Source organism: Streptomyces sp. NPDC013457 (assembly GCF_043089925.1).
Lineage (GTDB): Bacteria > Actinomycetota > Actinomycetes > Streptomycetales > Streptomycetaceae > Streptomyces.
In genome coordinates, this window is sequence record NZ_JBICBL010000003.1 from 40,778 (window position 1) to 64,864 (window position 24,087).

A 24,087-nucleotide genomic window follows, 5' to 3' on the forward strand; every position below is an offset into this window, starting at 1 on the left:
CTACCGGCCCGTACACGGCCCGACCGGCGGGTGCGAGGCGCCTCACACCTCCGCCCGGACCGAGGGGCCGGAGGCGTCGCGAAGGAGCCGCACCGCCGCCCGGGCCGAGGGGCCGGAGGCGTCGCGAAGGAGCCGCACCGCCGCCCGGGCCGAGGGGCCGGAAGCGTCGCGAAGGAGCCGCAGCGCCGCCCGGACCCAGAGGTCGGGGACGCCCCGGAGCTTCACACCGCCACGTACGCCACGGGGTCGGTGCCCGGTGCGGCCTCCGCGCGGCCCAGCTTCACGAGGCGGCGCAGATGCGCCTCCGCCTCGCTGACCGCGATGGTCCGGGAGCCGTACGGGATCTGTTCCCAGGGGCGGTTCCACTCCATGCGCTCGGCGAGCTGCCAGGGGGTGAGCGGGGTCGCGAGGAGACGCAGGAGGCCGGTCAGGCGCTCCTCGTGGTGGTCGAGCAGCTCCCGCACCCGGCCGGCGGCGTCGGCGAAGGCGTACTGGTGGGCGGGGAGCACCTCGGCGACGCCGAGCCGCCCGATCCGCTCCAGCGAGTCCAGGTAGTCGCCCAGGGGGTCGGTGGCCGTCGTGTCGTCGGGGTCCTCGTAGAGGCCGATGTGCGGGGTGATCCCGGGGAGCAGATGGTCGCCGGAGAAGAGCCTGCCGTGGCCGGGAAGTCCGGCGGGGTGCTCCTCCTCCAGGTGGAGGCAGACATGGCCGGGGGTGTGGCCGGGTGTCCAGATCGCGCGCAGCCGGCGGCCCGCGAGGTCGAGCAGCTCGCCGGGGACGATCTCGCGGTCGGGCAGGGCCGAGCGCAGTCCGGGCAGGGTGCTCGCCCGGCGGCCGGAGGCACGGGCGGCGCGGAGCGGGGCGGTGTGCTCCTCGGGGGCGCCGACGGCGGCCAGCTTGCGGGCGAGGTAGTCGAGCCAGGTGCCGGGCTCGGACTCGCGGGTGCGGCGGACGACGGCGGTGTCGGCGGCGTGCATCGCGATCCACGCGCCGGACGCCTCGCGGACCTGGCCCGAGAGCCCGTGGTGGTCGGGGTGGTGATGGGTGATGACGACCCCGTGCACGTCCCGTACGGAGGTCCCCAACGCGGCCAGCCCGTCGGACAGTTCGTTCCAGGACGCCGGATCGTCCCAGCCGGTGTCGATCAGCACGGGCCCGCGGTCGGTGTCGAGGACGTGGACGAGGGTGTGCCCGAGAGGGTTGTCCGGAATCGGCACCCGAAGCGCCCAGACCCCTCCGCCGTGCTCGGTCACCTGGCTCATGGGCCCTCATCTCTCCGCGACGGCAAGGCGCTTGCTCGACCATTGCCCACTATAACTAGAACTGATATCAGTTCTGATACACAGTCAGAAACAGTGCGGGTTCCGGGAGGCAGTCGGCCATGACCGAGCTTGTGGAGCACGGAAAGCTTTACATCGGCGGGGAGTTGACCGATCCGGCCGGCGTTGACGTCATCGAGGTGATCTCGCCGCACACCGAGGAGGTCATCGGCCGTGTGCCGCACGCGTCCCGGGCCGATGTCGACCGGGCCGTCGCCGCCGCGCGGGAGGCCTTCGACCACGGGCCCTGGCCGCGGATGACGGTCGAGGAGCGGATCGCGGTCGTCGGCCGGATCAAGGACGCCATCGCCGTGCGCCACGAGGAGATCGCCCGCTCGATCAGCTCCCAGAACGGCTCCCCGTACTCCTGGAGCGTCCTCGCCCAGGCGCTCGGCGCCATGATGGTCTGGGACGCGGCTATCACCATCGCCCGCGACTTCCCGTACGAGAGCAGGCGCGCCGGTGTGCTCGGTCCGATCCTGGTACGGCGTGAGCCGGTCGGGGTCGTCGCGGCGGTCGTGCCGTGGAACGTCCCGCAGTTCACCGCCGCCGCCAAGCTCGGGCCCGCGCTCCTCGCCGGCTGCACGGTGGTCCTCAAGCCGTCGCCGGAGTCCCCGCTCGACTCGTACATCCTCGCCGAGATCGCGACCGAGGCCGGGCTCCCCGAAGGCGTCCTGTCCATCCTGCCCGCCGACCGCGAGGTCAGCGAGTACCTGGTCGGGCACCCCGGCGTCGACAAGGTCTCGTTCACCGGATCCGTCGCGGCCGGAAAGCGCGTGATGGAGGTCGCCTCCCGCAACCTCACCCGCGTCACCCTCGAACTCGGCGGCAAGTCCGCCGCCGTCGTCCTGCCCGACGCCGACGTGGCCACCGCCGTCGCGGGAATCGTCCCCGCGGCCTGGATGAACAACGGCCAGGCGTGCGTCGCCCAGACCCGCATCCTCGCCCCGCGCAGCCGGTACGACGAGATCGCCGAGGCGTTCGCCGCCGCCGCGGGCGCGCTGGTGGTCGGCGACCCGCTGGACCCGTCCACGCAGGTCGGGCCGCTCGTGGCCCAGCGGCAGCGGCAGCGTTCCCTCGACTACATCAGGATCGGACAGGACGAGGGCGCCAAGGTCCTCAGCGGCGGCGGCCGGCCCGCCGGGCTCGACCGCGGCTGGTACGTCGAGCCGACCCTGTTCGGAGCCGTCGACAACTCCATGCGGATCGCCCGCGAGGAGATCTTCGGTCCGGTCATCTGCCTCCTTCCGTACGCGGACGAGAGCGAGGCCCTGCGGATCGCCAACGACTCGGACTTCGGGCTCAGCGGCAGTGTCTGGACCGGGGACGTCGAGCACGGCATCGACTTCGCCCGCAGGGTCCGCACGGGCACCTTCAACGTCAACACCTTCAGCCTCGACATGCTCGGCCCCTTCGGCGGGTACAAGAACTCCGGCCTGGGGCGGGAGTTCGGCCCCGAGGGCTTCGGCGAGTACCTGGAGCACAAGATGGTCCACCTGCCGGCCGGGTACGAGGGGCCGGGTGGTGTCTGATGGGCGACCGCTGGCATGTGGAGGTCGACCGGGGGGTGTGCATCGGCTCGGGCATGTGCGTCAACCACGCCCCGGAGGGCTTCCGGCTCGACACGGCCCGTCAGTCCCACCCGCGCGCACCGGAGTCGGACGCGAACGAGGCGGTGCTGGCAGCGGCCGAGGGCTGCCCGGTGGAGGCCATCCTGATCACTCTGCTCGACGGCGGGGAGCCGGTCTTCCCGCCGGAGGAGTAGCCACGAGCACTCGTTCACGCGTGCAAAAATCTTCCTCTGATCACGGGGGCGACAGGCCCACGTGTGCCCAGGATGGGGAGAGTTGTGCGCAAGGCGATGATGGTGGCCGCGGCCGCCGGTGCGGTGCTGCTGGTGGCGGGTTGCGGCAGCGACGGCGGCGGCTCGGGCAAGAACAAGGGCGGTTCGTCCTCCTCCACCACGGGCTCCACGACCGGCGGTTCGGAGGCGGGCGGCGGCGACAGTCCGGACGCTGCCACGGTGGAGAAGGAGATCGGCACCGCGGCCACGGCCGCCGGTTTCACCGAGGACCCCTCCGGCGACGCGGTCCCGGCCGAGCTCAAGAGCTGCATGGTGTCGTGGACGGCCGACGCCGAGAAGGCGGCGGACCCGAAGAAGTCCTACGACGCCACGGTGACGGCGCTCACCGGCGGTGGCTGGAAGGAGGGCCAGGCCACCGAGCAGTCCGGGTCCACCATCAAGACGCTGAACAAGGGGACCTGGTCGGTCAAGGCCAGCAACCACGGCGCCGCCGGCTTCGCCATCGTCATGTTCATCGGCACGGACAACACCCCGCAGTGCGAGGCCCTGTTCAAGGCCGACCTGGAGAAGAACAAGAAGTCGTAGGGCTTCTTGAGGCGCCGTCAGGCCGTCCCGCGGCCCTCGCCGGCCGCGGCGGCGGCCGGGCCGCCCGTCGTGCCCTGCGCGATCCGGCCGTCCGGTCCGGTCGGCGCGGTCAGGTCGATCAGCCGGCAGACCGTCTCGATGTCGATCTTCACCTGGGCGATCGAGGCCCGCCCCGACAGCCAGGTGATGAGCGCCGAGTGCCAGGTGTGCTCGATCACCCGTACCGCCGACAGCTGCTGCGGCGTCGGGTGCTCCAGCCCCATCGAGTCCAGGATGATCGCCGTCGTCAGCCGGGAGACCGTGTCCACCTCGGGGCTCACGCTCCGGTCGGCGAACGTCAGCGCCCGCACCATCGCGTCCGCGAGCTGCGGCTCGCGCTGGAGCGCGCGGAACGCCCTCATCAGGGTCTCCGCGACCCGCTCGGCCGAGGTGGCGCCCGCCGGCGGGCGCTTCCGCAGCGTCGTGTGCATGTGCTGGAGCTGGTCCTGCATCGTCGCGACCAGCAGATGGATCTTGGAGGGGAAGTAGCGGTACAGCGTGCCCAGGGCCACCCCGGCCGCGTCGGCGACCTCACGCATCTGTACGGCGTCGAAGCCGCCACGCCCGGCGAGCTGCGCGCTGGCGTGCAGGATGCGGCGGCGTCGCGCCTCCTGGCGCTCTGTCAGGGGCGGCGAGGCCGGTCTTTCTTCCGCGGTCATGAAGTCCCGTTCCGTGCGGTGGGGGAGCGACAGTACGGCCGGAGTATGGCGGGGCTTCCGCCGTGGCGCGAATCACCTGATCCGGCTCTTACGACGGGGCTACCTGCCGGTAGATTCTGTGCTCCTTGAACGATCAAGAACGATCAAGTCTGAAACTTGTTCTAGATTAGCGCGAGCGGTTACGCTCCCGCGAAACGCAAGCTCGAAGGGGGCCGCGAGTGACCGCTGAGGCCATAGAGGCAGGCCCCCGCCAGGGCGTCACGGAGGGTGACAGCCCCCAAGCTCTCGGCTCCTCGGATCGAGCAGCGGAGCCCTCCATGTTGCGGATCGCTCTCCTCACCTACAAGGGGAATCCCTTCTGCGGTGGACAGGGCGTCTACGTCCGCCATCTCTCCCGGGAACTCGCCCGCCTGGGCCACCACGTCGAGGTCATCGGCTCCCAGCCGTACCCGACGCTCGACGAGGGCGTCCCGCTCACCGAGATCGCCAGCCTCGACCTCTACCGCTCGCCCGACCCCTTCCGTACGCCGAAGCGGGACGAGTACCGCGACTGGATCGACGCGCTCGAGGTCGCCACCATGTGGACCGGCGGCTTCCCCGAGCCCCTCACCTTCTCCCTGCGGGCCCGGCGCATGCTCGCCGCCCGCCGCGGCGACTTCGACGTCGTCCACGACAACCAGACGCTCGGCTACGGACTCCTCGGCGGCACCCGCGCGCTCGGCGCCCCGCTCGTCACCACGATCCACCACCCCATCACCGTCGACCGGCAGCTGGAGCTCGACGCCGCTGGCGACTGGAAGCGCCGCGCCTCCGTCCGCCGCTGGTACGCCTTCACCCGGATGCAGAAGCGCGTCGCCCGCCGGATGCCGTCCGTCCTCACCGTCTCCGGCACCTCACGCCAGGAGATCGTCGAGCACCTCGGCGTACGCGACGACCGCATCCGGGTCGTCCACATCGGCGCCGACACCGACCTCTGGTCCCCGGACCCGTCGGTCGCCGAGGTCCCCGGCCGGATCGTCACCACCTCCAGCGCCGACGTCCCGCTCAAGGGCCTGATCCACCTCGTCGAGGCCCTCGCCAAGCTCCGCACCGAGAACCCGGCCGCCCACCTCGTCGTCGTCGGCAGGCGTGCCGAGGACGGACCCGTCGCGCAGGCCATCGAGCGGTACGGGCTCGAGGGCGCCGTCCGGTTCGTCAAGGGCATCTCCGACGCCGAGCTGGTCGACCTCGTGCGGTCGGCGCAGGTCGCGTGCGTGCCGTCGCTGTACGAGGGGTTCTCGCTGCCGGCCGCGGAGGCGATGGCGACGGGGACGCCGCTGGTCGCGACGACCGGCGGCGCGATTCCGGAGGTCGCGGGACCCGACGGCGAGACGTGTCTCGCCGTGCCCCCGGGCGACGCGGGGGCGCTCGCGGCGGGACTCGCGCGGGTGCTCGGCGACGCCGAGCTGCGCGGCCGCCTCGGCGCGGCCGGGCGGGCGCGGGTGCTCGAACGGTTCACCTGGGCGCGGGCCGCCCAGGGCACCGCCGAGCTGTACCGCGAGGCGATCGCCCGGCGAGGCGCCGGAGTCCGTCGGTGACGCCCCGCCCCGCCACCCGGGTGCGGCCCGGTGGTCCGGTTGTGCCCCCGGGTTCCGCCCCGGCGGAACGACTGCCCGCAACCTCCGTAACCAGTGAAAGCAGGACGACCCCGTGCTGACCGTCGACTTCACCCGCTTCCCGCTCGCCCCCGGCGACCGCGTGCTCGACCTGGGCTGCGGTGCGGGCCGGCACGCCTTCGAGTGCTACCGGCGCGGCGCCCAGGTCGTGGCCCTCGACCAGAACGGCGAGGAGATCCGCGAGGTCGCCACGTGGTTCGCGGCGATGAAGGAGGCCGGCGAGGCCCCGGCCGGCGCGACCGCCACCGCGATGGAGGGCGACGCGCTCAACCTGCCCTTCCCCGACGAGTCCTTCGACGTCGTGATCATCTCCGAGGTCATGGAGCACATCCCGGACGACAAGGGCGTCCTCGCCGAGATGGTCCGGGTGCTCAAGCCCGGCGGCCGGATCGCCGTCACCGTCCCGCGCTACGGCCCCGAGAAGGTCTGCTGGGCGCTCTCCGACGAGTACCACGAGGTCGAGGGCGGCCACATCCGCATCTACAAGGCGGACGAGCTGCTCGCCAAGATCCGCCAGGCGGGCCTCAAGCCGTACGGCACCCACCACGCGCACGCGCTGCACTCCCCGTACTGGTGGCTCAAGTGCGCCTTCGGCGTGGACAACGACAAGGCGCTGCCGGTGCGGGCGTACCACAAGCTCCTGGTCTGGGACATCATGAAGAAGCCCGCCCTGACCCGGGTCGCCGAGCAGCTGCTCAACCCGGTGGTCGGCAAGAGCTTCGTGGCGTACGCGACCAAGCCCCACCTCCCCGCGGATGCCGCGAAGTGACCTCTCCCGAGCAGATCGCTGAGCACCTGCTCCTGCCCGGCGTCCTCACCGCCGAGCAGGCCGCCGAGACCGTCGCCGGAGTCCTCGCCGCGCAGCGCGAGGACGGGGCGATCCCGTGGTTCCGCGGCCACCACCTGGACCCGTGGGACCACACCGAGGCCGCCATGGCCCTGGACACCGCCGGCGAGCACACGGCGGCGGCGCGGGCGTACGAGTGGCTGGCCCGGCACCAGAACGCCGACGGCTCCTGGTACGCGGCCTACCACGACGGCGACCCGGACGACGTCACCGACCGGGGCCGGGAGTCCAACTTCGTCGCGTACGTCGCCGTCGGCGTCTGGCACCACTACCTCGCGACCGGCGACGACGCCTTCCTCGACCGGATGTGGCCGGTCGTCTACGCCGCCGTCGAGTTCGTCCTCGCCCTCCAGCAGCCCGGCGGGCAGATCGGCTGGAAGCGGGAGGCGGACGGCACGGCCGTCGACGACGCGCTCCTCACCGGCAGCTCCTCCGTCTACCAGGCGCTGCGCTGCGCGCTCGCCGTCGCCGAGGCCCGCGAGGAGCCCCAGCCCGACTGGGAGCTGGCGGCGGGCGCGCTCGGCCATGCGATCCGCAGCCACCCCGAGCGCTTCCTCGACAAGTCCCGCTACTCGATGGACTGGTACTACCCGGTCCTCGGCGGAGCCGTCAGGGGGCCCGCCGCCACGGACCGGATCGACGCCCACTGGGACGACTTCGTCGTCCCCGGTCTCGGCGTGCGGTGCGTGCTGCCCAACCCGTGGGTGACCGGCGGCGAGAGCTGCGAACTCGCCCTCGCCCTGTGGGCGATGGGCGAGTCCGACCGGGCCCTGGAGATCCTCCAGTCCGTCCAGCACCTGCGCGCCGAGGGCGGCATGTACTGGACGGGGTACGTCTTCGAGGGCGACAAGGCCATGTGGCCCGAGGAGCTCACGACCTGGACGGCCGGCTCGCTGCTCCTGGCCGTCGCCGCGCTCGGCGGGGACGAGGCGACGGTGGCGGTCTTCGGCGGGGAACGGCTGCCGGCGGGCCTGGAGCCGGACTGCTGCGGCGCCTGACGGCGCGTGCGGGTTGCGGAGCGCAGGGCTCCCCTGACCGCGGCGGCCAGGCTCCCCGGGGCCGCGAGGGTGTCCTTCGCGGGCCATGCTGCCCGCGACCGACCGCGGCGGCGCAAACTCCCCGGGACGGGGCGGGGTGTCCGTCGCGGCGCAGGCTGCCCGGGACGCCGGGACGCCGGCTGCGGGTGCGGGCCGGCCGCGATCGGTCGACCGCGGGCCGGCCGCGACCGGCCGGCGTCAGCGGCGGCGCAGGCTGCCCGCTACCGCGTGGCCGATGGCGAGGTACACCACGGCGGCGAGGCCGTAGCCCGTCACGACGCGGGCCCATGCCTCGTCGAAGGTGAACAGGTCGTAGGACCATGCCGCCAGCCAGCGGGCGGAGTCCTGGACGAAGCCGACCAGGGCGTTGGCCCGGTTGGCCTCCAGCAGGTACATGAGGATCCAGAGGATGATCAGGCCGGCCATGATGTCGGCGACCACGGCGATGACTCTCGCCGTCTGCGTCGTGCCGCTGCGTGAAGTCATGACGTTCGGTTTGCCGCGATCCGGTGGCCGAAACCCGTTCGGCGTCGCCCGGGTGGCGCAGCCCCGGCGGCGCGGCGAGGCTGTGGCCAAAGCCCTCAGGGAGGTTTCGCCGTGCCCCGTTCCGCGCCCTCCGGACCGATACGCCGAGGCCTCGTGGCGCTCGTCCTCGCCTGCGCCCTGCTCCTGACGACCGCCGCCTGCGGCGGGGACGACGGCGTGAGCGCGAGCGGCAGCGCGAGCCCGACGGGCACGGTCGAGAAGCAGCGGCTCGCCAAGACCCGGTTCGTGGCCAACGCGGGCCTGGCGGCGGGTGCGACGTACCAGTGGATCGTCAAGCCGTACCGCGACGGCAAGTTCAAGAAGGGCGCGGACGGACGGACGTTCGCCCTGGTCAAGGCGGGCCTCGCGGGAGCCTTCGCGTACAACCGGCTCAAGGCCGCGACGGAGAACGCCAAGGGCGACCCTCTCCTGTCGAAGGCGGTCGCGCCGCTCACGGCGGGCATCGACCGGCTCAAGGACCTCGGCACCAAGCTCCGCAAGGGCGAGGCGAGCGAGGCGGACGTCGGGGCGTTCGAGGACGTCATCACCGATGTGAAGGACGCCGGCAGGAGCGCGGGCGCGGTCGTGACCGACAAGGTGCCCAGCACCTCGCAACTGGGCGGATGAGCCGAAGATCCTCAGGTGTTGAGCTCCGTGAGGAGCCGTAGCGTGGCCGGGTCCGGAGCCGTGACCAGCAGGTCGGTGACCGGGCCCTTGCGCCACCGGTCGAGCCGTTCGGCGATCCGCTCCCTCGGCCCGACGAGCGAGATCTCGTCCGCGAAGGCGTCGGGCACGGCGAGGACGGCCTCCTCGCGGCGCCCGGCGGCGAACAGCTCCTGGATGTGCCGGGCCTCGGACTCGTACCCCATGCGCCCCATCAGGTCGGCGTGGAAGTTCCGGGCGGCGTGCCCCATGCCGCCGATGTAGAAGCCGAGCATCGCCTTGACGGGCAGCAGTCCCTCGGCCGGATCGTCGCAGAGCTGCGCCCGGACCATGGGCGCGACGCGGAAGCCCTCGGGCAGCCGGCCGGGGAGGGCATAGGCCTCGGCGTACCGCGAGGGCGACCAGTAGAGCGGCAGCCAGCCGTCGGCGATCCGCAGGGTCTGCGCGATGTTCTTGGGGCCCTCCGCCCCGAGCAGCACCGGCAGATCGGCCCGCAGGGGGTGGGTGATCGGCTTGAGCGACTTGCCGAGCCCGGTGCCGTCGTCCCCGGTGTACGGGTGGGAGTGGAACCGCCCGTCGAGCGCGACGGGCCCCTCCCGGCGCAGGACCTGCCGGATCACGTCCACGTACTCGCGGGTCGCCGTCAGCGGCGAGCGGGGGAAGGGCCGGCCGTACCAGCCCTCGACGACCTGTGGCCCGGACAGCCCGAGCCCGAGCATCATCCGCCCGCCGGAGAGATGGTCGAGGGTGAGGGCGTGCATGGCGGTCGCGGTCGGCGTCCGCGCGGCCATCTGCGCGACGGCGGTCCCGAGTCCGATGCGGGACGTGTGCGCCGCGATCCAGGTCAGCGCGGTGAACGCGTCGGAGCCCCAGGCCTCGGCGGTCCACACCGAGTCGTACCCGAGCCGCTCCGCCTCGCGGGCGAGTTCCAGGTGGGCGGGGGAGGGGCCGCGTCCCCAGTAGCCGAGAGCGAGTCCGAGACGCATGGCGTCCAGCCTTCCTGTTCCTGACGATCCGTCAGATCACTTCCCGGGGACTGTACGACAACGGCCCCTCGTCCGGAAGGGATTCCGGACGAGGGGCCGTGGGAGCGGATGCTCGGGCGTGGAGGGTTCAGCCGCGCTGAATGCCGGTGGTGTCCTGGAGAACACCGCGGCGGCCGTCCTGCGTCTGGGCGATCAGACCCGGACCGCGCTGCTCGACCGCCAGGTACCAGGTACCGGGGGCCAGTTCGGCGATCGGCGTGGGCGAGCCGTCCTCCGCGTACAGCGGACGGGCGACCGGGACCGCGAACCAGAACGGCGCGAAGTCGCCGGACTGGCCCTGACCCTGCGCCGGGCCCGGCTGGGCGGCGGTGGGCTGAGGGGCGTGCTGGGACTGCGCGTCGGGCTGCGGCTGGCCGGGGTAGGGCTGCGGCTGGCCACCGTAGGGCGGCTGCTGGGCACCCGGGTAGCCGTAGCCGCCGGGGACGCCCTGCTGGCCGGGCTGGCCCGGCTGCATGCCGTACGGCTGCTGGGTCTGCGGCTTCGGCGCGCTCAGCAGCGGGCCCTTGAGGGCCGGGACCAGCGGGGCGGCGACGGCCGCACCGGCCAGGACCAGGGAGGCGATCAGGCCGAGGATGAGGCCGGCGCCGGCGTTGTCCGACTCGAAGATCCACATCAGCACGTTCCAGGCCGCGGCCACGGTGAACGCGACGCCGACCTGACCCAGCTCCAGGCCCACGACCTTGCGGGGCTGCGGGAGCGCGCGCGAGACGACGACCAGGGCGGCACCCGCGATGCCGAGGAGGAAGGCGCCCCAGCCGAGGGGCGAGATCTCCCAGGAGTTCGGCGCGTCGAACGAGTCGCAGATGGCATCGCTGGCGTCACAGCCGCTGATGCCGAGGAACGAGGCGATGAACAGCACCACCGCTGCACCGATCAGAACGCCATCGCCTCGAGTGAGGGAGCGGATATTCACGTAAGAGTCCTTCGTCGGGTCGTCTCGTCGGGGTGGCGCGAAAGCACGGGGGCGGCCCCCATCGTACGGAGGGAATCTATCGCCCGTCGGTACTACCCCTTGAGGTAGGTCCCGATGCCGTCCGCGATCCCCTGCGCCGCTTTCTGACGCCATGCCGCGTTCGTGAGGAGTGCGGCGTCCTTCGGATCACGCATATTGCCGCATTCGACGAACACCTTGGGCACGGTCGAGAGATTGAGTCCCCCGAGATCGTCCCGGACGTCCAATCCCGTTCCCTCGCCGAGGTAGTTGGCGGGCGAGGTGCCGGTCGCGCGGGCGAAGTGGTGGGCGATGTCCTCGCCGAGGTCACGGGAGGGGCCGACGATCTTCGTGGTGTCGGCCGCGCCGGAGCTGACCTGGGCGGGCACGATCACATGGAATCCCCGGTTGCCGGTGGCGGACCCGTCGGCGTGCACCGAGACGACGGCGTCGGCACGCGCGGAGTTGCCGATCCGGGCGCGCTCGTCGATGCAGGGGCCGAAGGGGCGGTCGGCGTCGTGGGTGAGAACCACCTTCGCGCCCTGGGCCTTGAGAAGATCGCGCAGACGGTGTGAAACATCGAGGGTGAATGCGGCTTCGGTGTAATCGGCGGCGGTGGAGGTGCCGGTGGTGTCGCATTCCTTGCGTTGCGTGCCGATATCAACCTTCTGGTTGATGTCCCGGGAATGCTGAAAATTGCCGGGATTGTGACCGGGGTCGACGACGATCGTGCGCCCGGCGAGAGGGAGGGCCCCGGCGGAGGGCGGAGCGCCCGGGTCCGATGTCGTCGTCGGCGACGCGGACCGGGACGAGGACGGGGACCGGGTCGTCTTGGCGTCCGGAGTCCCCGGAGCGGCGGCCTGCGAGCCGCCGCCGCAGCCGGTCAGGGCGGCGCAGGCGGCGAGGGCTCCGGCGAGGGCGACGGCGCGCGCTCCGGGGCGGGTGGGGATCTTCCGGTGGTCGTACGGCACCTTGCGACTCTAGTGGGAGTGCCGCCGGGCGGTTCGTCGACGCGGCGGGACTGTGAAGGGCCCGTGATGGGTAGGGAGAGATGAGGCACGGACCACGGGGGGAACTGTGGCGGGGGAAGAGCCGAACGACGTACGTCCGTCGAACGGGCCGAACGGACCGGCCGGGGCGAATGGACCGACGGGACCGGCCGGATCGACCGGGGCGGGTGGACCGGCCGGACCGACGGGATCGACCGGGGCGGGTGGACCGACCGAACCAGCGGGCCCGGGGCACCCGGGGGAGCCGAGAGACCCGAGGGTCTCCGAGACACCCTGGGCCTACGGAGCGCCGGGGGCGCCTGGAGCTGCGGGGGCATCTGGGGCGCCAGGGCCCGTGGGGGCTCCCGGGATGCCGGGGGCCCCTGGGGAGCCTTCCGACGCGTGGTTTCCGCCGCCGCCCGCGGCGCCGCCCGGAATGCCGCCGTCGCCGCCGCCCGCACCACCGGAATCCAACCCGGCGCAGGCCGTCCTCGTCGGGTTGCTGAACCTCTCCTGCCTCGGACTCGGCTACGTGCTGCTCAGGCAGTGGATACCGGCCGCCGTCTGCTGGCTGGCGACGGCCGTCCTGCTGTTCGTGGCGCTGCCCGCCGACGTGGACGGAGTCCCCGGCGGCGTCCTCGTCGGCTACGGCGCCGTCCTGCTGGCGGCGGCCGCCGACGGGGCCCGGCGCGGGCTGCGGGCCCCGCTCGTGCTCGGCGGCGCACCGGGCGCCGGTGCGGGTCCGGGGGCCGGCGCGGGATCGGGCGCCGCCCGGCGGCGGCTCGTGCTTCCGCTGGCCCTCGCGCTGGTTCTCCTCGCGGTGCCGGTCGGTGGCTCGGTCGCCTACGGCGCGGCGCGGGACGAGGCCGTGGAGCAGTCGCTCCTGGCCCGCCTCGCCGCGGCGGACCGGGAGGTGAAGTCGGTCGAGGGCCAGAGCTTCGGCGGCGCCGAGCACACGTACCGCAAGGCGCTGGCCGTCTACCAGGAGCTCGGTACGAAGCACGCGGGCTCGCGGGCGGGCAGGCTCGTCCCCGACCGGCTCGCGGAGTACTACGCGTCCGTCTCCGCCCCGTACGCGCAGAAGAAGTACTGCGAGGCCGTCCCGGGCCTCCGGCATCTGCGGGACCTGCCGCGGACGGTGGACCGCGGGCTGCTCGCCGGGCTGACGGGGAAGGCGGACGACCCGCTGGCCCACTCCTGGTACGCGTGCGGGGTCGCCGGGCTCGGGGGCGCGGGCACCGAGGCGGCGGCCGCGGAACACCTGAACGCCCTGCAGTCGACGTTCCCGCAGTCCCCCTACACGGGGAGGGTCGAGCCCGCGGTCCGCGAGAGTCTCAGGACCAAGGCCGCGGCGGTGTCCACCGGCGCCTGCGCGGCCGTCGTCGGGCTGCGGCGCTTCGACACCTCGGTCGACGGACTCCGGCCGGAGACCACCTTCGCCGCCGTCGCGCGCGACACGGGCGAGGAGATACGGAAGGGCGACTTCGCCTGCGGGGTCGAGCAGTTCAAGGGCAAGGAGTTCGCCGACGCCCTCCGGACGATGACGGAGTACACCGAGCAGTACCCGGGCAGCCCGCAGGCCGCCCACGCCAGGTCCATCGCGATCGCCGCCGAGATAGCCGGGGAGACGCCGGCCGCGGGCGACCGGCTGCCGTCCGCGACGGCCCCCGGCGGCTCACGGATGGTCATGGTGGTGTCCAACGACGGCCCGGGGGAGGTCGAGCTGCTCTACACCGGGCCGGTGACCGGCCGGGTCACGCTGAAGGCGTGCGGCAGCTGCACGGCGTACGGAAGCAGCCTGCGTCTTGGCGCGCCTAAGCCCAAGGTGTGCAGCGGTCCGTCCTCGAAGTACCCGAAGGCGACGCTCGCGCTGCCCGCGGGCTCGTACCACTTCCTGCAGAAGAGGTCGGGGACGGCGGGCTCGCTCTCGGCGGCGGACAAGTCGAGCACGGCGAAGATCGAGCCGGGGTACAGCTACACGAACTGCCTGTACGTCACTTCGGGGTTCGGGTTCTGACGGCCGGCCCCGCGGGCCCAGGCCGGCCCTAGCGGCGCCGCAGTACGCGCATCGAGTCGGTGACCGAGATCTCCTCGAAGTCGCCGGACTCCAGGGCTCGGAGGTAGATGCGGTACGGGGCCTGGCCGCCGTCCTGCGGGTTCGGGAAGACGTCGTGGATGACGAGCAGACCACCGGCGGCGACCTTGGGCGCCCAGCCCTCGTAGTCGTTGGTGGCGTGCTCGTCCGTGTGTCCGCCGTCGATGAAGACGAGTGCCAGCTCCCCCGCCCAGACCTTCGCGACCAGCGGCGATCGGCCGACCACGGCGATCACGTGGTCCTCCAGGCCCGCCTTGCGCAGGGTCCGGCGGAAGGTGGGCAGAGTGTCCATCAGGCCCACCTCGGGGTCCACGACCGTCGGGTCGTGGTACTCCCACCCCGGCTGCTGTTCCTCGCTGCCCCGGTGGTGGTCCACGGTCACCGCGACGGTCCCGGCCTCCCGGGCCACGTCGGCCAGCAGGATCGTGGAGCGCCCGCAGTAGGTCCCGACCTCCAGGAGCGGCAGCCCGAGCTTGGCGGCCTCGGTGGCGGCGGCGTGCAGCGCGAGCCCCTCGTCGACGGGCATGAAGCCCTTGGCGGCCTCGAAGGCGGCGAGGATCTCGGGCGCGGGCATGGGTCCTCCTACTGGCGGGTACGCAGGTGCGAGCGCCCATCGTGCCCTACGCGCCGCACACGGACCACACCGTCCCGGCTCCGGGCACCTCACCCGCCCCCTCCTCGCGGGGCCGCCGCCCGCCCCCTCCTCGCAGAGCCGCCGCCGCGCGGCCTGTCGATGACATCCGATGCCGCCGGCATGGTCATCCGGCTCGCGGGGCGGCTCGATGTCTCCGGTGCACTCCGGATCCGGTCTCTTTCTGACCTTCCGTCAGATTGGAACGTGTTCTAGTCTGCGCGCATGGGCATCGGAATCACGCAGGAACAGCGGGAGTTGGCCCGGGCCGTGCGCGGGTGGTTCGGTCGGGCCGTGCCGTCCGAGGACGTGCGGAAGCTTCTCGACGCGCCCGCCGGGAGTGCCGTCGGGCGGCCCGTCTACTGGGACGCGCTCGCCGAGCAGGGGCTCCTCGGGATTCATCTGGGTGAGGCTTACGGGGGTGGGGGCGGCGGGCTCGTCGATCTGGCCGTCGTGCTGGAGGAGGCCGCGCGGGCGCTGCTGCCGGGGCCGTACCTTCCCACCGTGCTCGCCGGTGAGGTCCTGCGCCGCGCGGGCGCGACCGGGCTCGTCGCCGGGCTCGCGAGCGGCGCCCGGGTCGGCGCCGTCGCCCTCGGGGCCGGTGGGCTGACGGCCGTCGAGACCGAGGGCGGGCTGCTCCTCGACGGCGCAGCCCCGCCCGTCCTGGGCGGCGCCCAGGCCGACCTGCTGATCCTGGCCGCGAGCACCGCGCGCGGTGTCGTCTGGACCGCCGTGGACGCCGGCACCCTCTCCGTCCGCCCGCACGAGAGCGCCGACCCCACCCGGCCGACCGCCCGGGTCACGGCCGACGGGACGCACGTGCCCGCCCACCGGATCCTCGACCTCGACCCCACCCTCGTACCGGACCTCGCCGCCGTGCTGTACGCCGCCGACGCCTGCGGGAACGCCGCCCGGGCGCTGGAGGCGGCGAGCGAGTACGCGAAGACGCGCGAGCAGTTCGGGCGTCCCATCGGACAGTTCCAAGGGGTCAAGCACCTCTGCGCAGACATGCTCGTACGGGTCGAGCAGGCCCGCGCGCTCACCTGGGACGCGGCCCGGTCCACCGAGGACGAGGCGCGCTCCCTGACCGCCGCGCTCGCCGCCGCCACGGCCCTCGACGCCTCCTACAGCTGCGCCAAGGACTCCATTCAGATCCTCGGCGGCATCGGCTTCACCTGGGAGCACGACGCGCACCTCTCGCTGCGCCGCGCCCTCGTCGCCCGACAGCTCCTCGGCGCGGGCGACACCCATCGCGCGCACGCCCTGCGGCTCGCGGCGGACGGCGTGCGGCGCGAGCTGAGGCTCGAACTGCCGCCGGAGGCCGACGCGTACCGCGCCGCCGCGCGCGAGGCGATCGCACCCGCCACCGGGCTCGACCCGGGGGCCGCCCGCCGCGCCCTCGCCGCCACCGGATACGCCGCCCCGCACCTTCCCGCACCGTACGGTCTCGGGGCCGGACCGCTCCAACAGCTCGCGGTGCAGCGCGAGCTGGACGCGACCGGAATCGTACTCGGCGGGCTCGGGATCGCCACCTGGGTCGTCCCCTCCCTCCTCGCGTACGGGACGGCCGAGCAGCAGGAGCGCCACCTCGGCGCCACCCTCCGCGGCGAACTGCTCTGGTGCCAGCTCTTCTCCGAGCCCGGCGCCGGATCCGACCTCGCGTCCCTGCGCACCCGGGCGGAACGCACCGAGGACGGCCGCTGGCGGATCAACGGACAGAAGGTGTGGACGAGCGCGGCCCAGTGGGCCGACCACGGCATCCTGCTCGCCCGTACCGACCCCGACGCCCCCAAGCACAAGGGGCTCACGTACTTCCTCGTCGACATGAAGAACACGCCCGGGATCGACATCCGCCCGCTCAAGGAGATCACCGGCGACTCGCTCTTCAACGAGGTGTTCTTCGACGACGTGCTCCTGCCGGCCGACTCCGTCGTCGGCGAGGTGAACGACGGCTGGCGGGTCGCGCGCAACACCCTCGGCAACGAACGCGTCCACATGGCCGACCAGGTCGCCTTCGACTCGGGGCTCGAAGCGCTGATCGAGCGGGCAGCCGGCGCCGACAGCTCGGTACGCGTACGGATCGGGGCCCTGGCGGCCGAGGCGCACGCGCTCGCCTGCATCGGCCTGCGGACCACGATGCTCCAGGTCTCCGGCCTGGAACCGGGCGCCGGGGCGGCCAGCGTCCGCAAGCTCGTCCAGACCGTCCACCAGCAGAAGCTCGCCGAGCTGACGCTCGAACTGCTCGGCCCCGAGGGCGCGGTACGGGAAGGGCCGGGGGAGCGGGCGGTCCACGGGCTGCTGATGTCCCGCTGCCTCACCATCGCGGGCGGCACCACACAGGTCCAGCTCAATGTCGTCGCCGAGCGCCTGCTCGGCCTGCCGAGAGACTGAGGGGCAACGAAGATGGGGAAGGCGTACATCGTCGGCGTCGGGATGACGAAGTTCGAGAAGCCCGAGACGCGCGACTGGCAGTACTGGGACATGGCGCGCGAGGCGGGGACGGCGGCGCTCGCCGACGCCGGAGTCTCCTACGACCAGGTCGAGCAGGTCCCCGTCGGCTACTGCTTCCAGGCCTCGACGGCCGGGCAGCGCGCCGCGTACGAACTCGGCCTGACCGGCGTGCCCGTCTACAACGTCAACAACAACTGCGCGACGGCCTCGACGGCCCTGATGATGGCCCGGCAGTTCGTCGCGGGCGGGGCGAGCGACTGCGTCCTCGCGCTCGGCTTCGAGAAGATGGCGCGCGGGGCGCTCGGGGGAGGCTCCGACGGAGGGGCCCGCGGCGGAGCCGCTGATGTCGGGGGCAAGACGTCGCCGGTGGCGCGGCACTACGGGATCATGGCCGCCGGCCACGGCTTCGAGATGAGCCCGCCGACCGCGCAGATCTTCGGCAACGCTGCCCGCGAGCACATGGAGCGCTACGGGACGACTGAGGCCCAGCTCGCGGCCGTCGGCGCCAAGAACCACCGGCACTCTGCGAACAACCCCAACGCCCAGTTCCAGGACGTCTACTCGGTCGACGAGATCCTCGCCGCCAAGACGATCCACCGGCCCCTCACCAAGCTGCAGTGTTCGCCCACCTCCGACGGTTCGGCGGCGGCGGTCGTGGTCTCGGAGCGGTTCGTCGTCGAGCACGGGCTGCACGACAAGGCCGTCGAGATCGTGGCCCAGTCGATGACCACGGACACGGAGGAGTCCTTCGCCTCCGGCTCCTGCATCGACGCGGTCGGCCGGCCGATGTCGCGCGCCGCGGCGCGGCAGGTCTACGAGACGTCGGGCCTCGGCATCGAGGACGTCGACGTGGTCGAACTGCACGACTGCTTCTCCGTCAACGAGCTGCTCACCTACGAGGCGCTCGGCATGTGCGAGGAGGGCGCCTCGGGCAAGCTCGTCGAGTCGGGCGCGACGACGTATGGCGGGCGATGGGTCGTGAACCCGTCCGGCGGACTCATCTCGAAGGGGCATCCGCTGGGTGCCACCGGCCTCGCCCAGGCCGCCGAACTGGTCTGGCAGCTCCGCGGCGAGGCGGGCCCGCGCCAGGTCGAGGGGGCCCGCGTCGGCCTCGCCCACAACATCGGGCTCGGCGGCGCGGCGGTCGTCACCCTGCTCCGGAGGTCGTAGGACTCATTCCCCATGTACGGGGTGCAGAGCGTCTGCGACCATCACACGCATGGTCCACACCGAGTCAGCCACGTCCGGCGGCACAGAGTCCACCCCGATACGCCCCACCCCGCGCGCCTGGCTCGTCGTGCTCGCCGCGTGCGCGGGGCAGTTCCTCGTGGTCCTCGACGTGTCGGTGGTGAACGTCGCGCTGCCCTCGATGCGGACCGATCTCGGCCTCTCGGCCACCGGCCTGCAGTGGGTGCTCAACGCCTACTCCATCGCGTTCGCCGGGTTCATGCTGCTCGGCGGGCGGGCGGCCGATCTCTTCGGCCGTAAGCGGATGTTCCTGCTCGGGCTCGGCCTCTTCACCGCGGCCTCCGTCGCGGGCGGGCTCGCCCAGGAGGGCTGGCAGCTGGTGGCCGCGCGCGCCGTGCAGGGCCTCGGAGCCGCCGTCCTCGCGCCTGCGACGCTCACCATCGTGACCGCTGCCGTCCCCGCCGGTCCCGCCCGGACCCGGGCGATCGGCACCTGGACGGCGGTCGGCGCCGCAGGAGGCGCGGCGGGCGGCTTCGTCGGCGGAGTGCTCGTGGACCTCCTCTCCTGGCGCTGGGTGCTCCTCATCAACGTCCCCGTCGGGGTCCTCGTCCTGATCGGCGCCGCGCTGTGGCTGAGCGAGAGCCGCACCGGAGCCCGCCGGCGGCTCGATCTGCCGGGCGCCGTCCTCGTCACCGGCGGCCTCGCCTCCGTGGCGTACGGCATCGTGCAGACGGAGGAGGTGGGCTGGGGCGCCCCGGCCACCCTCGTCCCGCTGTTCGGGGGCCTCGCACTCCTCGCGGTCTTCGTCGCCGTCGAGGCGCGGACGGCGGCCCCGCTGATGCCGCTGAAGCTCTTCCGCTCGAGGGCGGTCTCGGCCGCCAACGTGTCCATGATGCTCGCGGGTTCTACCTCCTTCGCCATGTGGTTCTTCATGACGGTGTACGCCCAGAACGTCCTCGGCTACACCCCGCTCCAGGCCGGTCTGGCCCTGATCCCCAGCTCGGTCAGCGTCATCGTGGGCTCCAAGCTGGCGCCCCGCCTGATGCCCACGACGGGTGCCCGCAACCTCGCGGTCATCGGCGCCCTGGTCGCCGCGGCCGGCTTCGGCTGGCAGTCGACGATGACCGCCGACGGCACCTTCCTGACGACCATCCTGGGCCCCGGCATCCTGATGATGGCCGGCATCGGCCTGCTCACCACCCCGCTCGCCACCCTCGCCACCTCCGGCGCCGCGCCCGCCGACGCCGGACTCGTCTCCGGCCTGGTCAACACCTCCCGCACGATGGGTGGCGCCCTGGGCCTGGCCGTCCTCTCCACGGTGGCCACCGCCCGGACGGCAGGTGCCACGAGCCCCGCCGCCCTGACGGAGGGTTACGCCCTGGCGTTCCGCACGGCGACGGGCGTCCTGCTCGCGGCGGCGGTCCTGATGCTGCTCTGGCTGCCGAGCAGCGGGAGGACACGCCCCGCGGAGGGGTGATCTTGCCCACAAGGCGATCCGGCCGGTCGGCGGTCACGCTTGGTGCCCCATTCGGATTGCCAGGATCCACTTGAGGATGTGCTCCGGGGTGCGGTGCGGTGAACGTGGGACTCACGACTGGCATATTCGGGAAGTCTGTCGGAGACGAGAGTCCTCCGCCTCCGAGGGCGTCGGACCGTCGACCCTCACGCTCCGTGACATCGGGGCCGTCCGCCGAGCGTCGCAGCCCTTCGGCATGTGCGTGTTTCGCTGCTCATGGGGGTTCTGGGTCGATCACCGTGCCGACCAGCACTCTTGACTGCGCGAAGCGCGATGCCGTTGGGTGACCCACCTGCTGAGTTCTTTTGCGTAACTAGGGGTGGGGATGGTGAAGAGGCAGTGGGCGCGTCAGCGTGCCCGCAGCTCGACGATTGCCTTGTCGGCACTCGTCATGGCGCTGGGTCTTCCAGCGCCGGCAGTACAGGCGAACGGGTCGTCGGCACAGGCGCCGACGGCCCGGAACACCAAGCTCGACGAAGGCCACCGCGCACTCGCGGAAGCCAAGGAGTCGGGCAAGCGCGTGGAGGTCCAGGGAGAACGCACCGAGCGGGGCACGGTGTTCGCGAACCCCGACGGCTCCACCTTCACGCTCGAACAGTCCACGGTCCCGGTCCGGGTCGCCAAGCCCGGTGGAGGCTGGCAGACGCCGGACCCGACGCTCGTCCGCCGCTCCGACGGCTCGATCGGTCCCAAGGCAGCCTCGGCCGTCATGACCTTCTCGGGCGGGGGCTCCGTGCGCCCGCTCGTCACCATCGAGGAGCAGGGGCGCTCGCTCGAGCTCGGCTGGCAGCAGGGGAAGCTGCCCGCACCCGTCATCGACGGAAGCACCGCCCTCTACCGTGAGGTGCTTCCGGACGTCGACCTGAAGGTCACCGCCACCGTCGAGAGCTTCCAGCACGTCCTGGTGGTCAAGACGCCGAAGGCGGCAGCCAACCCCAAGCTGAAGGAACTCACCTTCGGCCTCAAGGCCAAGGGCCTGGACGTCCGCAAGGGCGCCGCCGGCAACCTCAGCGCCGTCGACGGGACCGGGAAGACGATCTTCCGGGCACCGCCGGCGCAGATGTGGAACTCGGCGGGTTCGTCCGTCGAGACACCGGCGACGCCGAAGCGTTCCGCCGGGACCGCGGCGAAGCGGGGGCCCGAGTCGCCCGTGTCGCCGTCCTCGGCCGACGCCACGCAGCCGGGCACACCGGCCGACCCGTCCGAGACGGGGCCGTCCGGCAAGGGCCTGGCCCCCGGTCAGGGCGACAAGGTCAAGCGGATGCAGGTCAAGCTGGCCAAGGGCACCCTGTCCGTCGTACCGGACGCCGCCATGCTCGCCACGACCGACACCTCGGCGTACCCCCTCTTCATCGACCCGACGGTGACGTGGGGCGAGTCGGAGCGGACACTGCTGCGCAACGACGGCTACGAGTCGTACGGCTGGAGCAACGGCGACAAGGACCAGGGCCAGGGTGTCGGCAAGTGCGGCAGCTGGAACGGCTACTACTGCGGCCCCGGCTATGTGCAGCGCCTCTACTTCGAGTTCGCGCCCGACCAGCTCAAGGGCAAGCGCGTCCTCGACGCGACCTTCGCGGTGACCGAGCCGTGGGCGTTCCAGTGCGAGGACCGGCTGGTCGACGTCGTCCGCACCGACAACATCTCCTCCGCCACGACCTGGGCCTCCCGGCCCAAGGAGCTGGACTGGATGGTCGACCGGTGGGTCTCGGCCGGCCGCGGCTCGCTCTGCGACCCCGACTCCCCCGACGCGCCCATCGAGTTCAACGACAACCCGGAAGAGCCCAACGAGAACCTCACGCCGACCGTACGCGACTTCGCGGCGGGCAAGTTCTCGCGGCTCACGCTGGAAGTGCGCGCGAACGACGAGTCGGACACCTCGGCCTGGAAGCGGTTCAAGAACGACGCCGTGCTCCGGGTCGACTACGTCGCCCTTCCGGCGTCACCGACCGGCGTCGGAATCGTCGGCGGATCCGGCACGGTCTGCAGCGCCAACGCCGCCGACCCGACGATCGTCTCCGACCCGACCCCGACGCTGACCTCGACGCCCCAGACCGCCGCCGGCGGTGAGTCGGGCGCCAAGCTGAAGGCGTGGTTCCGTGTCGAGAAGCAGGCCGCGGACGGCACCTGGACACAGTCCGGAGTCCCCATTCCCAGCGGCGCCAACTTCGTCGGTGACAACGTCAAGGTCACGCACTCCTGGGGCACCACTCTCACCGAAGGCCCGCTCCACCGGTACACCACGCTGACCCAGGTGTTCTACGACAGCGGTTCCCACGCGGGTTCCTCGGCCTACATGCCGTACTGCTACTTCAAGGTCGACGCGACCGCTCCCAAGGCCCCCACGGTGGCCTTCAACGGTCCGTACCTCGAGTGCCTGCCCAACAACTGCACGGCCGCCGGGGCTCCCGGCGTGGCCGGTGACTTCACCTTCGGCCCCGCCGCCGGCGACACCAACAAGCAGTACGAGTACCGGCTGGCCCCCACCACCACGTGGACGACACTCGCCGCCGGGGTCCTGAAGGCGACCGTCAAGCCGCCGTCCTCGGGGACGTACGTCCTGGAGGTGCGGGCCAAGGACAGCCTGGGCCGCGCCGGCTCCACCAAGGCGGTCTCGTTCAAGGTCGCGACCGGCGCAGACCCCGTCGGCCGCTGGAACTTCGCCGAGAGCTCCGGCGCGGCCGTGGACAGCGCCCCGACGGGCGGAGTCTCCAATGCCACGCTGACCGGCGGGGTGACCAGGGACGACCGCGGCCGCCGCGGCCTGATCACCCACGACGACCAGGGCGTGCCCCTGGCGACCCCGGTGACGGACAAGGGACTCGGCTTCGACGGCACCAACGGTTACGCCGCCACCGGCGGCCCCGTCGTCGGCACCGGGTCGTCGTACACCGTCTCCACCTGGGTCCGTCTGGAGGACGGCACTCGCACCAACACGGCCCTGAGCCAGGACGGAAGCATGACGCCCGCCTGGTACAGCGCCTTCTACCTCGGCTACCGGTCGGACTCGAAGAAGTGGGAGCTGCGCACCTCGCCGAAGGACGCGACGGACGGCGACATCAGCAACCAGATCGTTCAGTCCAAGCGCCCGGCGGTGCTAGGCGTCTGGACGCATCTGGCCGCCGTCTACGACAACGACGCCAAGGTGATCAAGCTCTACGTCAACGGTGAGCTCCAGGGCACGGACACCGTCGCCCAGTCGTGGGTGTCGACCGGCCGGCTCCAGGTCGGGCGCGTCTGGTGGCGCGGCGCGTACTACGACTACTGGAAGGGCTCGATCGACGAGGTCGCCGCATGGCAGCGCACCCTCAACGACTCCGAGATCGCCGAGGAGGCCCGGCTCACACTGCCCGGCGGCATGACGGGCGTGGAGCTGGTCGCCGACTGGTCCGCCACCGGCGCCTCCGGTACCTCCGTCGCCGACTCCACGTCGGGCTACGGCCGTGCGCTGACCCTGGCGGGCGGCGCGGCCGTCTCCGGCGAGGAGATCGTCCTCGACGGCGTGGACGACGCGGCGACCGCCGCGGGCCCGGTCGTCGACGACATGGGGTCGTTCACGGTGTCGACGCAGGTGGCGGTCGACCGCGACAAGGCGCTGGGGAAGGCCGACGGCTACGTCGGCCAGGTGGTCGGCCAGCGCACGGCGGACGGCTCCTCCTGGGGGCTCTGGTTCAAGAAGACCGGCAGCAAGACGGTCCTGAACGAGGACACCATGGAGGAGGAGACCGTCCCGGTCGGCTACTGGTTCTTCGGCCGGCTGAACACCGACGGCACCTTCTCGGCGGTGCAGTCGGACTCCGAGGCGGTCCTCGGGGCCACCGTCCGTCTGACGGGGATCTTCGACGCCCAGAGCGGTGAGATCGCGCTCCGAGTCGGCAGCTCGCAGAACGGCGACTGGAAGGCGTACACCGCCCAGGCCGGCACCGGCGAACTCGCCGTCGGCAAGGGCATGACCGGCGCGGCGTGGAAGCACTTCCTGCCGGCCAAGGTCGCCGACGTACGGATCTGGGTCGGCGCGATGAACAACGAGAACCAGATCGAGGCTCAGATCGGCTCCTGACCGGAACCGGCCTCGTCGGGCCGGGCACCCTCGCTTGCGCGGTGGTGCCC

General features: G+C 72.4%; 20 protein-coding genes. 12 read left to right on the top strand and 8 right to left on the bottom strand.

The genetic code is table 11. From position 1 onward, the window contains the following. Positions 1 to 42: 42 nt before the first annotated feature. Both ACF1G2_RS09030 and ACF1G2_RS09035 read right to left on the bottom strand, forming a co-directional pair. On the bottom strand, positions 43 to 225 hold the full coding sequence (locus ACF1G2_RS09030; protein ID WP_391797642.1) for a hypothetical protein: 183 nt from the start codon (positions 223 to 225) through the stop codon (positions 43 to 45). Then, the gene (locus tag ACF1G2_RS09035) at positions 222 to 1,262 is read right to left on the bottom strand and encodes an MBL fold metallo-hydrolase (RefSeq protein WP_391797643.1); all 1,041 of its coding nucleotides are present in this window, start codon (positions 1,260 to 1,262) and stop codon (positions 222 to 224) included. The genes ACF1G2_RS09030 and ACF1G2_RS09035 overlap by 4 nt, the downstream gene beginning before the upstream one ends. 119 nt (positions 1,263 to 1,381) lie before the next feature. On the opposite strand from ACF1G2_RS09035, the gene ACF1G2_RS09040 reads away from it, so the two are divergent. From ACF1G2_RS09040 to ACF1G2_RS09050, 3 genes are all read left to right on the top strand, one after another. Then, the gene (locus ACF1G2_RS09040; protein WP_391797644.1) at positions 1,382 to 2,851 is read left to right on the top strand and encodes an aldehyde dehydrogenase; all 1,470 of its coding nucleotides are present in this window, start codon (positions 1,382 to 1,384) and stop codon (positions 2,849 to 2,851) included. Then, entirely contained in the window at positions 2,851 to 3,084 is a 234-nt protein-coding gene (locus ACF1G2_RS09045; RefSeq protein ID WP_391797645.1) for a ferredoxin, read from the top strand. Before ACF1G2_RS09040 ends, ACF1G2_RS09045 begins: the two co-directional genes overlap by 1 nt. Before the next feature lie 84 nt (positions 3,085 to 3,168). Further along, entirely contained in the window at positions 3,169 to 3,708 is a 540-nt protein-coding gene (locus ACF1G2_RS09050; protein ID WP_391797646.1) for a hypothetical protein, read from the top strand. Between the two features lie 17 nt (positions 3,709 to 3,725). Here ACF1G2_RS09050 and ACF1G2_RS09055 read toward each other — a convergent pair whose 3' ends face one another. Continuing rightward, a complete protein-coding gene (locus ACF1G2_RS09055; protein WP_391797647.1) occupies positions 3,726 to 4,406 on the bottom strand; it encodes a TetR family transcriptional regulator in 681 nt (226 codons plus the stop codon). Between the two features lie 218 nt (positions 4,407 to 4,624). On the opposite strand from ACF1G2_RS09055, the gene ACF1G2_RS09060 reads away from it, so the two are divergent. From ACF1G2_RS09060 to ACF1G2_RS09070, 3 genes are all read left to right on the top strand, one after another. Further along, the gene (locus ACF1G2_RS09060) at positions 4,625 to 5,983 is read left to right on the top strand and encodes a glycosyltransferase family 4 protein (RefSeq protein WP_391797648.1); all 1,359 of its coding nucleotides are present in this window, start codon (positions 4,625 to 4,627) and stop codon (positions 5,981 to 5,983) included. 112 nt (positions 5,984 to 6,095) lie between these two features. Next, positions 6,096 to 6,830, top strand: coding sequence for a class I SAM-dependent methyltransferase (locus ACF1G2_RS09065; RefSeq protein WP_391797649.1), 735 nt, complete (start codon positions 6,096 to 6,098; stop codon positions 6,828 to 6,830). Then, positions 6,827 to 7,906, top strand: coding sequence for a prenyltransferase (locus tag ACF1G2_RS09070; protein ID WP_391797650.1), 1,080 nt, complete (start codon positions 6,827 to 6,829; stop codon positions 7,904 to 7,906). The genes ACF1G2_RS09065 and ACF1G2_RS09070 overlap by 4 nt, the downstream gene beginning before the upstream one ends. Before the next feature lie 237 nt (positions 7,907 to 8,143). On the opposite strand, the gene ACF1G2_RS09075 is transcribed toward ACF1G2_RS09070, so the two are convergent. After that, a complete protein-coding gene (locus ACF1G2_RS09075; RefSeq protein ID WP_352188242.1) occupies positions 8,144 to 8,431 on the bottom strand; it encodes a hypothetical protein in 288 nt (95 codons plus the stop codon). 111 nt (positions 8,432 to 8,542) lie between these two features. On the opposite strand from ACF1G2_RS09075, the gene ACF1G2_RS09080 reads away from it, so the two are divergent. Next, positions 8,543 to 9,097 (top strand): hypothetical protein, encoded by a 555-nt coding sequence (locus ACF1G2_RS09080; protein WP_391797651.1) that lies wholly within the window; start codon positions 8,543 to 8,545, stop codon positions 9,095 to 9,097. A gap of 11 nt (positions 9,098 to 9,108) precedes the next feature. On the opposite strand, the gene ACF1G2_RS09085 is transcribed toward ACF1G2_RS09080, so the two are convergent. From ACF1G2_RS09085 to ACF1G2_RS09095, 3 genes are all read right to left on the bottom strand, one after another. After that, positions 9,109 to 10,119 (bottom strand): LLM class F420-dependent oxidoreductase, encoded by a 1,011-nt coding sequence (locus ACF1G2_RS09085; RefSeq protein ID WP_391797652.1) that lies wholly within the window; start codon positions 10,117 to 10,119, stop codon positions 9,109 to 9,111. Between the two features lie 127 nt (positions 10,120 to 10,246). Then, on the bottom strand, positions 10,247 to 11,092 hold the full coding sequence (locus ACF1G2_RS09090; protein WP_391797653.1) for a DUF5336 domain-containing protein: 846 nt from the start codon (positions 11,090 to 11,092) through the stop codon (positions 10,247 to 10,249). 92 nt (positions 11,093 to 11,184) lie between these two features. Then, complete coding sequence (locus ACF1G2_RS09095) at positions 11,185 to 12,081, bottom strand: N-acetylmuramoyl-L-alanine amidase (protein ID WP_391797654.1); 897 nt, start codon at positions 12,079 to 12,081, stop codon at positions 11,185 to 11,187. A 454-nt stretch (positions 12,082 to 12,535) separates the two neighbouring features. Here ACF1G2_RS09095 and ACF1G2_RS09100 point away from each other — a divergent pair, with 454 nt between their 5' ends. Beyond that, the gene (locus tag ACF1G2_RS09100) at positions 12,536 to 14,116 is read left to right on the top strand and encodes a hypothetical protein (protein ID WP_391797655.1); all 1,581 of its coding nucleotides are present in this window, start codon (positions 12,536 to 12,538) and stop codon (positions 14,114 to 14,116) included. 28 nt (positions 14,117 to 14,144) lie between these two features. Here the strand turns inward: ACF1G2_RS09100 and ACF1G2_RS09105 are convergent, their stop codons facing one another. Next, entirely contained in the window at positions 14,145 to 14,768 is a 624-nt protein-coding gene (locus tag ACF1G2_RS09105) for a class I SAM-dependent methyltransferase (protein WP_391797656.1), read from the bottom strand. Positions 14,769 to 15,050: 282 nt separating this feature from the next. Here ACF1G2_RS09105 and ACF1G2_RS09110 point away from each other — a divergent pair, with 282 nt between their 5' ends. From ACF1G2_RS09110 to ACF1G2_RS09125, 4 genes are all read left to right on the top strand, one after another. Beyond that, positions 15,051 to 17,216 (top strand): acyl-CoA dehydrogenase, encoded by a 2,166-nt coding sequence (locus ACF1G2_RS09110; RefSeq protein WP_391797657.1) that lies wholly within the window; start codon positions 15,051 to 15,053, stop codon positions 17,214 to 17,216. Positions 17,217 to 17,228: 12 nt separating this feature from the next. Then, entirely contained in the window at positions 17,229 to 18,446 is a 1,218-nt protein-coding gene (locus tag ACF1G2_RS09115; RefSeq protein ID WP_391797658.1) for a lipid-transfer protein, read from the top strand. A gap of 49 nt (positions 18,447 to 18,495) precedes the next feature. Then, the gene (locus tag ACF1G2_RS09120; RefSeq protein ID WP_391797659.1) at positions 18,496 to 19,941 is read left to right on the top strand and encodes a DHA2 family efflux MFS transporter permease subunit; all 1,446 of its coding nucleotides are present in this window, start codon (positions 18,496 to 18,498) and stop codon (positions 19,939 to 19,941) included. A gap of 430 nt (positions 19,942 to 20,371) precedes the next feature. Then, on the top strand, positions 20,372 to 24,037 hold the full coding sequence (locus ACF1G2_RS09125) for a LamG-like jellyroll fold domain-containing protein (RefSeq protein WP_391798119.1): 3,666 nt from the start codon (positions 20,372 to 20,374) through the stop codon (positions 24,035 to 24,037). Positions 24,038 to 24,087 lie beyond the last annotated feature (50 nt).